Annotated in this window: 1 protein-coding gene; it reads left to right on the forward strand. The window is 71.5% G+C overall.

From position 1 onward, the window contains the following. On the forward strand, positions 1-10,850 hold a 10,850-nt coding region (locus tag ACGFN2_RS00005), incomplete at both ends, for a type I polyketide synthase (RefSeq protein WP_393356254.1).

Consider the following 10,850-nt stretch of genomic DNA (forward strand, 5'->3'; position numbering starts at 1 on the left):
TGGCTGATCGGGATGCGGCGGCAGCGTTGCTGGATGAGTTTCCGGTGTCGGCTGTGGTGCATGCGGCGGGTGTGCTGGATGACGGTGTGGTGGAGGCGCTGACTCCTGAGCGGGTGGGGGCGGTGTTGCGTCCGAAGGTGGATGCGGCGTTGGTTTTGCATGAGTTGACGCGGGATCGTGAGCTGGATGCGTTTGTGTTGTTCTCGGCGGCTGCGGGTGTGTTCGGGAATGCGGGTCAGGGTGCGTATGCGGCGGCGAATGCGGTGTTGGACGGGTTGGCGCGGTATCGGCGTGGGCGGGGTTTGACGGGGCAGTCGTTGGCGTGGGGTCTGTGGGCCGAGGCCAGCGGGATGACCGGGCACCTCGACGACACCGACCACCGCAGGCTGACCAGAGGCGGCGCCACGGCCCTGAGCACCACCGACGCCCTGCGCGCCCTCGACAGCGCCCTCGCCGCCGATGAGGCCCTGCTCCTCCCCGTACGCCTCGACCTGGAACGCGTACGGGCGCAGGCACGCGAGAGCGGGGTCCCGCACCTGTTCCGAGGACTCGTCACTCCGCCCCGGCAGCGGTCCGCCGCCACCGTGGCGGACCGGGCCCCCGGGACGACCGGCGAAGAGTGGGCGGCGCTCCCCGCCGCCGAGCGCCACCACGTCGTGCTCGACAGCGTGCGCCGCCACGTCGCCGCCGTGCTCGGGCACGCCTCGCACGAGGCGATCGAACTGCACCGCCCCTTCAAGGACTTCGGCTTCGACTCCCTCACCGCCGTCGAGCTGCGCAACCGCCTGGCGAACACCACCGGCCTGCGCCTCCCGGCGACCCTCGTCTTCGACCAGCCCACCTCCGCCGTCCTCGCCGAGCACATATCCGACGTGCTCGCCCGCGAGTACGGTCACGAGCAGACCGCCCCGGCCACCGCGACCACCCCGGACCGGCCCCTGCCGGCCCACACCGACGAGCCCATCGCCATCGTCGGCATGAGCTGCCGCTTCCCCGGCGGCGTGCGCTCCCCGCAGCAGCTGTGGGACCTCGTCGCGGACGGCGGCGACGCGATCTCCGGCCTGCCCGGCGACCGCGGCTGGGACATCGAGGGCATGTACGACCCCGACGCCGACCGCGCCGGCGCTTTCTACACGCGTGAGGGCGGCTTCCTGCACGACGTGGCCGAGTTCGACGCCGGCCTGTTCGGGATCTCCCCGCGCGAGGCCCTGGCCATGGACCCGCAGCAACGCCTCCTCCTGGAAGCCACATGGGAGGCGTTCGAGCAGGCGGGCGTCGCCCCCGACTCGCTGCGCGGCAGCAGCACGGGCGTGTTCGCCGGCGTCATGTACCAGGACTACGCCAGCGGGCTCGCCTCCGTACCGGAGGGCGTCGAGGGACACCTCGGCACCGGCAACTCGGGCAGCGTGGTCTCCGGCCGCGTCGCGTACACCTTCGGACTTGAGGGCCCGGCCGTCACCGTCGACACCGCCTGCTCGTCCTCACTCGTCGCCCTGCACCTGGCCGCGCAGTCCCTGCGCACCGGTGAGTGCGAGATGGCGCTCGCGGGCGGTGTGACGGTCATGTCGACGCCGGGACTGCTCGTGGAGTTCAGCCGCCAGCGGGGCCTGGCGGCGGACGGCCGTTGCAAGGCCTTCGCGGGTGCGGCCGACGGCACCGGATTCGGCGAGGGCGTGGGCATGCTCGTCCTTGAGCGCCTGTCCGACGCCGAGCGCAACGGCCACGAGGTGCTGGCCGTCGTGCGGGGCAGCGCGGTGAACCAGGACGGTGCGTCGAATGGGCTTACGGCTCCGAATGGTCCGTCGCAGCAGCGGGTGATCCGCCAGGCGCTGGCCAATGCCGGTCTGACCCCGGCCGATGTGGATGCGGTGGAGGCGCACGGTACGGGTACCAAGCTGGGTGACCCGATCGAGGCACAGGCCCTGCTCGCGACGTACGGGCAGGACCGTAACGCGGACCGTCCGCTGTGGCTGGGCTCCATCAAGTCCAACATCGGTCACACGCAGGCCGCCGCCGGTGTCGCGGGCATCATCAAGATGGTCGAGGCCATGCGCCACAGGGTTCTTCCCAAGACCCTGCATGTGGACGAGCCCTCCGCGCAGGTCGACTGGTCGGCGGGTGCGGTGGAGCTGCTGACGGAGGTGCGGGACTGGCCGGAGGCCGAGGGCCGTCTGCGCCGGGCGGGTGTGTCGTCGTTCGGCGTGAGCGGTACAAACGCCCACGTGATCCTGGAACAGGCTCCGGAGCAGGTCCAGGGTGTTTCTGAGCCGGTGGATGGTGTGCCGGTAGTGCCGGTGCCGTGGGTGGTGTCGGGCAGGTCGGCGGAGGCGTTGCGGGGGCAGGCTGCGCGGCTTGCGGCTGCGGTGTCTGTTGCGGATGAGTCGCCGGCGGACGTCGGCTTCTCGTTGGTGACGTCGCGGGCGGCGTTGGAGCATCGGGCTGTGGTGGTCGGTGGGTCGCGCGATGAGCTGGTGGCGGGGCTTGAGGCTGTTGCCGAGGGGCGTTCGGCTACTGGTGTGGTCGAGGGTGTGGCCACGGATGCGGGTCGGGTGGCTTTTGTCTTCCCGGGTCAGGGTTCGCAGTGGCAGGGCATGGCGTTGGAGTTGATGGAGTCTTCGCCGGTGTTCGCGGCGCGGATGGCTGAGTGTGGTGAGGCGCTGGCTGCGTTTACGGACTGGTCGTTTGAGGACGCCCTGCATGGCCGGGTCGATGCCGAGCGGGTGGATGTGGTTCAGCCGTTGCTGTTTGCGGTAATGGTGTCGCTGGCCGAGGTCTGGCGGGACTGGGGTGTTCGTCCGTCAGCGGTGATCGGTCACTCGCAGGGGGAGATCGCGGCTGCGTGTGTCGCGGGCGCATTGTCTCTGGAGGATGCGGCGCGGGTTGTCGCCCTGCGGTCGAAGGCGATTGTGGCGTTGGCGGGCAAGGGCGGCATGGTGTCGGTGCCGTTGCCGGTGGGCCGGGTGCGTGAGGAGCTGTCTGGCTTTGAGGGCCGGGTCTCGGTCGCGGCTGTCAATGGGCCGAATTCCGTGGTGATCTCGGGCGATGTGGAGGGTCTGGACGAGCTTCTTGCCCGCTGGTCCGGGACGGATGTGCGGGCGCGGCGTATCGCGGTCGACTACGCCTCGCACTCCGCGCATGTCGAGGAACTGCGCGACGAGCTCCTGGACGTACTGTCGCCGATCCGCCCGCAAGCGGGTGAGATACCGGTGTATTCCACGGTGACGGGCCGTATCGAGGACGGCTCTGCCTTCGATGCGGAGTACTGGTTCACGAGCCTGCGTCAGACGGTGGAGTTCGAGACCGCGACGCGCATGCTGATCGACGACGGCTATGGCGTGTTCGTCGAGTCCAGCCCCCACCCGGTCGTCAGTATCGGTGTTCAGGAGACCATTGAGGACGCGGGCTCCCCGGCGGTCACGGTCGGTTCGCTGCGCCGTAACGACGGGGACCTCGACCGTCTCCTGACCTCCCTGGCCGAACTGCACGTCCACGGCGTCACACCGGACTGGCCCAAGGTCTTCCCGTCCGACGCCCGCCGCGTCGACCTGCCCACCTACGCCTTCCAACACCAGCACTACTGGCTGAAGTCCGACCGGACCGAGACCGCCGGCACCGGCTCCGCCGGCATGGACTCCGTCGACGCCCGCTTCTGGGACGCCGTCGAGCGCGAGGACCTGGAGGAGATCGCCGGTTCCCTCGGTGTCCGGGACGAGAGCGCCCGTACCGCCCTTGAGGAGACGCTGCCCCTGCTCTCCTCCTGGCGCAGCCGCCAGGGGCAGGAGCAGACCGTCGAATCCTGGAGGTACCGCGTCGACTGGCGGCCACACCCCGACGCCGTCGACCCCGCGTCCGACAGCCGCCCCTGGCTCGTCCTCGTACCGCACACCGCGGACGCCGAAGACCCCTGGGTGCGTACGGCACTCGACGCCTTCACCGCCACCGGGCGCGAGACCACCATTCTGCGGCTCGCCACTGCCGACGCGGACCGCACGCTGATCGCCGACCGGATCGCTGCCGCGCTGCGAACCGGCGACGACGGTCGGCCCACGGACCAGGACCGGCCCACCGACCAGCACCGGCCCCCGTACGCCGGAGTCCTCTCCTTCCTTTCCGCCGCCCCGGAAGCGCACCCGGACCACCCTTCGCTGTCCGTCGGGCTCGCCCTGACCATCGCCGCCGTCCAGGCCCTGTGCGACCTGGCGGCCGAACACGACCGGGCCCCCGTGCGGCTGTGGGCCGTGACCCGGGGCGCGGTCTCCGTCGCTCCGTCCGACCCGGTGCGCGCCGCCGAGCAGGCCCAGTACTGGGGGCTCGGTAAGGTCGCCGCCCTGGAGCAGCCCGCCGTGTGGGGCGGGCTCGTGGACCTGCCGTACGAGCACGAGGGCGGGGACCTGGCCTCCTGCGCCGGCGCCCGGCTCACCCAGGTGCTCACCGGCGCCGCGGGCGACGAGGACCAGTTCGCACTGCGCCGCGCCGCCCTGTACGTCCCCCGTCTGGTGCGCACCACCCGGCCCCCGGCCCGCCCCGACGCGTGGCGGCCGCGCGGCACCGTGCTCGTCACCGGCGGCACCGGCGCGCTCGGGCCGCATGTGGCCCGCTGGCTCGCCCGCAACGGCGCCGAGCACATCGTCTTCACCACCCGCAGCGGCAGCGACGTGGCCGGATCCCGTGAACTCGCCGCTGAAATAGCCCCGTCGGGCACCGAGCTGACCTTCGCCCGCTGCGACGTGAGCGACCGCGACGCCATGCGCGGCCTCGTCGACGACCTGGCCGGCCAAGGCACGCCCGTACGGGCCGTCATCCACGCCGCCGCCCTGATCAAGCTCGACTCGATCGAGTCCGGCACCCTCGCCGACTTCGACGACGTGATGCGCGCCAAGGTCGAGGGCGCCCGCATCCTGGACGAGATCTTCGACGACGCCTCCCTGGACGCGTTCGTCCTCTTCTCCTCCATCGCCGGTGTCTGGGGCAGCGGCGACCACGGCGCGTACGCCGCCGCCAACGCCCACTTGGACGCCCTCGCCCAGGAGCGGCGCGCCCGTGGCCTGCCCGGCACCTCCATCGCCTGGGGCGTGTGGGCGGCCGTCAACGAGTGGAACGACGAACACGTCCACGAGGGTGTCGACCCCGAGCGCGTACGCCGTCAAGGGCTGCCGTTCCTCGACCCGGACCTCGCGGTCCTAGGCATGCAGCAGGTACTTGAGGACGAGGAGACGTTCATCGCCGTCGCGGACGTGGCCTGGGACCGGTTCGTGCCCGTGTTCACCTCGGCGCGCCCGAGCACCTTCATCACGGAGGTGCCCGAGGTGAGGGCCGCCGCCGACGCCGAACGCCAGGCCGTCGAACGCACTGCCGCGCAGCCGGGCGCCGCCTCCGAACTGCACCGGCGGCTCGGCGGGCTGCCTCGCGACGAGCGTCTGCGCGCGGTTCTCGACACGGTACGCGCCCAGACGGCCACCGCCCTCGGCCACGCCTCGGCGGACGCGGTCGACGCGGGCCGCGCCTTCCGCGAGGCCGGACTCGACTCGCTCACCGCCGTCGACCTGCGCAACCGTCTCAACAAGGCTACCGGCCTGCGGCTTCCGGCGACCCTCGTCTACGACCACCCGACGCCGCTCGCCCTCGCCGAGTACGTGGACGGCGAGCTGTTCGGCACCGGGACGGCCGGTTCCGCCACCGTCGAGACCACAGGCACCGTGGCGCACGACGAGCCGGTCGCGATCGTCGGCATGGCCTGCCACTACCCGGGCGGCGTCGCGGCCCCCGAGGACCTGTGGCGGCTCGTCGCCGCGCGCGGCGACGCCATCTCGCCCTTCCCCGAGGACCGGGGCTGGGACGTCGGCTCCCTCTACCATCCGGACCCGGACCACGCAGGCACCAGCTACGTGCGCGAAGGCGGCTTCCTGGAACGCCTTGCCGACTTCGACCCCGCCTTCTTCGGCATCTCACCGCGCGAGGCCGCCGCCCTCGACCCGCACCAGCGGCTCCTCCTCGAGACCAGCTGGGAGGCCGTGGAGCGCTCGGGCATCGCTCCCGACGCCCTGCGCGGCAGCCGCACCGGTGTCTTCGCCGGCGTCAACTACCAGGACTACGGCGGCCGGCTGCGCGGCACTGAGGACGTCTCGGAGGGCCACCTCCTGGTCGGCACCGCCTCCAGCGTGGTCTCCGGCCGGATCTCCTACACGCTGGGACTGGAAGGCCCGGCGATCACGGTCGACACGGCCTGCTCGTCCTCCCTGGTGGCCCTGCACCTGGCGGCGCAGTCGCTGCGGCAGAGCGAGTGCGACATGGCGCTCGCGGGCGGCGTTGCGGTCATGTCGACGCCGGGAGCCTTCATCGGGTTCAGCCGCCAGCGTGGCCTGGCCAAGGACGCCCGCTGCAAGGCGTTCTCGGCGGACGCGGACGGCATGTCCCTGGCCGAGGGCGTCGGCGTCGTCGTCCTGGAGCGCCTGTCGGACGCCCAGGCCAACGGCCACACGGTCCTAGCGGTACTGCGCGGCTCGGCGATGAACCAGGACGGCGCCTCCAACGGGCTCACGGCCCCGAACGGCCCGGCCCAGCAGCGCGTCATCCGCCAGGCACTGGCCAACGCGGGCCTGGAGGCCTCCGACGTGGATGTGGTCGAGGCACACGGCACCGGCACGGCCCTAGGCGACCCGATCGAGGCGCAGGCGCTGCTCGCGACGTACGGGCAGGACCGGCCCGAGGGCCACCCCCTGCGGCTGGGTTCGGTGAAGTCCAACATCGGCCACACACAGGCCGCTTCGGGCCTCGCAGGGGTCATCAAGACCGTCCTCGCGATGCGGCACGGCATCCTGCCGCCCACGCTCCATGCCGATGAGCCGACCCCGCATGTGGACTGGTCGGCGGGTGCGGTGGAGCTGCTGACGGAGGCGCGGGACTGGCCGGAGGCCGAGGGGCGTCTGCGCCGGGCGGGTGTGTCGTCGTTCGGGATGAGCGGGACCAACGTGCACGTGGTGCTTGAACAGGCGCCGGAGCCGGCCGCCGAGGCGACCGAGACCGGTGAGTCCGCTTCGGGTGGTGTGCCGGTGCCGTGGGCGGTGTCCGGTCGGTCGGCGGCGGCGTTGCGGGCGCAGGCGGCGAAGCTCATCGCCACTGTCACGGACGAGTCGCCGGCGGATGTGGGTTTCTCGTTGGTGACGTCGCGGGCGGCGTTGGAGCACCGGGCTGTGGTCGTCGGTGCCGGCAGTGCGGAGTTGCTTGAGGGTCTGTCGGCTGTTGCTGAGGGGCGTTCGGCTACTGGTGTGGTTGAGGGTGTTGCCTCGGATGCGGGTCGGGTGGTTTTTGTGTTCCCGGGTCAGGGTTCGCAGTGGCAGGGCATGGCCCTCGAACTCATGGAGTCTTCGCCGGTGTTCGCGGCGCGGATGGCTGAGTGTGGTGAGGCTCTGGCTGCGTTTACGGATTGGTCGTTTGAGGACGCTCTTCATGGCCGGGTGGATGTTGAGCGGGTGGATGTGGTTCAGCCGTTGCTGTTTGCGGTGATGGTGTCGCTGGCGGCGGTGTGGCGGGACTGGGGTGTTCGTCCGTCGGCGGTGATGGGTCACTCGCAGGGGGAGATCGCGGCTGCGTGTGTGGCAGGTGCTTTGTCGTTGGAGGATGCGGCGCGTGTGGTGGCGCTCCGGTCGCGCTCGATCGTGGCGCTGGCGGGGCGGGGTGGCATGGTTTCTGTGCCGCTTCCTGTTGATCGTGTCCGTGAGGAGTTGTCCGGCTTTGAGGGCCGGGTCTCGGTCGCGGCTGTCAACGGGCCGCACTCCGTGGTGATCTCGGGCGATGTGGAGGGTCTGGACGAACTTCTTGCCCGCTGGTCCGGGACGGATGTGCGGGCCCGTCGTATCGCGGTCGACTACGCCTCGCACTCCGCGCATGTCGAGGAACTGCGCGACGAACTCCTCGACGTACTGTCGCCGGTCCGCCCGCAGGCGGGTGAGATACCGGTGTATTCCACGGTGACGGGCCGTATCGAGGACGGCTCTGCTTTCGATGCGGAGTACTGGTACGCGAATCTGCGTCAGACGGTGGAGTTCGAGACCGCGACGCGCATGCTGATCGACGACGGCTTTGGCGTGTTCGTCGAGTCCAGCCCCCACCCGGTCGTCAGTATCGGCATCCAGGAGACCATTGAGGACGCGGGCTCCCCGGCGGTCACGGTCGGTTCGCTGCGCCGTAACGACGGCGGCCTCGACCGTCTCCTGACCTCCCTGGCCGAACTGCACGTCCACGGCGTCACACCGGACTGGCCCAAGGTCTTCCCCTCCGACGCCCGCCGCGTCGACCTGCCCACCTACGCCTTCCAACACCAGCACTACTGGCTGGAGCCCGGTCCCGTCCGTCAGGGCGACATCACCTCGGCCGGTCTTGCCTCCGCGGATCACCCCCTGCTCGGTGCGGCAGTCGAACTCGCCCACGGTCAGGGTGCGTTGCTCACCGGCCGGATCTCTCTCGACACGCACCCCTGGCTCGCCGATCACGTCGTCGCCGGGCGCGTCGTCGTACCCGGCACCGCCCTCCTCGAGCTGGCACTGCGCGCCGGCATCGAGACGGGCAGCGCGGTCGTCGAGGAGCTCGCCCTTGAGACGCCCATGTCGCTCACCGCGTCCGGTGCGATCGACGTCCAGGTGGCAGTCACTGACACCGATGAGTCCGGGCGCCGTGCCGTGCACATCCACTCTTGTTCCACCGGCGCGGGCACCCGGGCCTGGACCCGGAATGCCGCCGGCGTGCTGCGGGACCGCGTAGAGCGCGAGCCGGCATCCTGGTCCGATGCCGCGTGGCCGCCCGCTGGTGCGGAACCGGTGGCGCTCGACCACGCCTACGATCTGTTCGCCTCGCGCGGCATCACGTACGGCCCCGCCTTCCAGGGGCTGCGGCGGTTGTGGCGCCGCGACGACGAGGTCTTCGCCGAGGTGGCGCTCGCCGACAGTGCGCACGGCGAGGCGGCCGGGTTCGGCGTACACCCGGCCCTGTTCGACGCGGCTCTGCACGCGATCGGCCTGGGCGGTTTCGTCATCGACTCGGAGACCCCCTGGCTGCCGTTCTCGTGGCGGGACGTCTCGCTCGCCGCGGCGGGAGCAGTCGCGCTGCGCGTGCGCCTGGCCCGGGCCGACGGCGATGCCGTCGAGGTCGAGCTGGCCGACCACACCGGGGCACCCGTGGCCACGGTCGGTGCCCTCGACCTGCGGCCCCTGGCCGTCGAGTCCTTCGGCCCCGCGGCGAACACGGACACCCTCTTCCGCCCCGGCTGGCAGGCGATACCTGCACGTACAGCAGCAACACACGTACGGAACAGGGAAGTTGTCGTACAGAGCCTGACCGGTGGTACGGGCGGTGCGACGGACGTGCACGCCCTGGTCGCCGAGGCACTGGACCTGGTGCAGTCCTGGCTGGCCGATGCGGAGAACGACGACACCACCCTTGTCCTCGTCACCCGTCACGCCGTCGACGTCGCCGCGGACACAGCTGACCTCCCGGCCGCCGGTGTCTGGGGCCTGCTGCGGTCGGCGCAGGCCGAGCACCCGGGCCGTTTTGTCCTCGTCGACGCCGACCGCGACCTCGACCCGGCGGAGGCCGGCTCCCTGATCACCCTGGACGAGCCGCAGCTGGCCATCCGCGGCGAGCAGGTCCACGCCTTCCGGCTGCTGCGCCCGGAGCCCGCCTCCGAGGGGGTATCCGTGCCGTGGGGTGCGGAGGGTGTGGTGTTGGTTTCTGGTGGTACAGGTGTGCTGGGTGGTCTGGTGGCCCGTCACCTGGTGTCTGCTCATGGTGTGCGGCGTCTTGTGTTGGCGAGTCGTCGTGGTCCGGAGGCTGAGGGGGCTCGGGAGCTCGAGGAGTCTTTGGTCGGTCTGGGTGCCGAGGTGTCGGTGGTGGCGTGTGATTTGGCTGATCGGGATGCGGCGGCAGCGTTGCTGGATGAGTTTCCGGTGTCGGCTGTGGTGCATGCGGCGGGTGTGCTGGATGACGGTGTGGTGGAGGCGCTGACTCCTGAGCGGGTGGGGGCGGTGTTGCGTCCGAAGGTGGATGCGGCGTTGGTTTTGCATGAGTTGACGCGGGATCGTGAGCTGGATGCGTTTGTGCTGTTCTCGTCGGCTGCAGGTGTGTTCGGTGGTGCGGGTCAGGGTGCGTATGCGGCGGCGAACGCGGTGTTGGACGGGTTGGCGCAGTATCGGCGTGCTCGGGGTCTGACGGCGCAGTCGTTGGCGTGGGGTCTGTGGGCCGAGGCCAGCGGGATGACCGGGCACCTCGACGACACCGACCACCGCAGGCTGACCAGGGGCACCGGCGCGCTCTCCTCCGAGCAGGGCCTCGCCCTCTTCGACCTGGCCCTGGCCTCCGGCGACCCGTTGCTGCTGCCCATGCCCCTCGACCTCGCAGGGGCGCGCGCCCGGTCCCGTACGGAAGGTGTACCGCCGCTGCTGCGGTCCCTGGTCCGGGCCCTGCCGCGCCGGGCCGCCGACGCCGCGCCCGCCAAGGCGTCGGGTGCGTTCGACGGGCTCGACCCCGACGAGCTGCGCGAGAAGCTGCTCGACGTGGTCCGCACACAGGCGGCCGCCACGCTCGGCCACTCCGGCCCCGACGCCGTGGAACCCCACCGCGCCTTCAAGGACCTTGGGTTCGACTCGCTGACCGCCGTCGAGCTGCGCAACCGCCTCGGCGCCGCCACCGGGCAGCGGATGCCCGCGACCCTCGTCTTCGACTTCCCCACGCCCGAGGCGCTCGCCGCGCACCTCGCGGGCAGGCTCGGCGGCACGGCCGGGGGGGGGGGGGGGGGGGCGCCGGGGGGCCCCCCGCCCCCCCCGCCCCCGCCCCCCGGGCGGCGGGCGAGCACGGCGGCC

This window comes from Streptomyces sp. NPDC048612, from assembly GCF_043199295.1.
GTDB lineage: Bacteria > Actinomycetota > Actinomycetes > Streptomycetales > Streptomycetaceae > Streptomyces.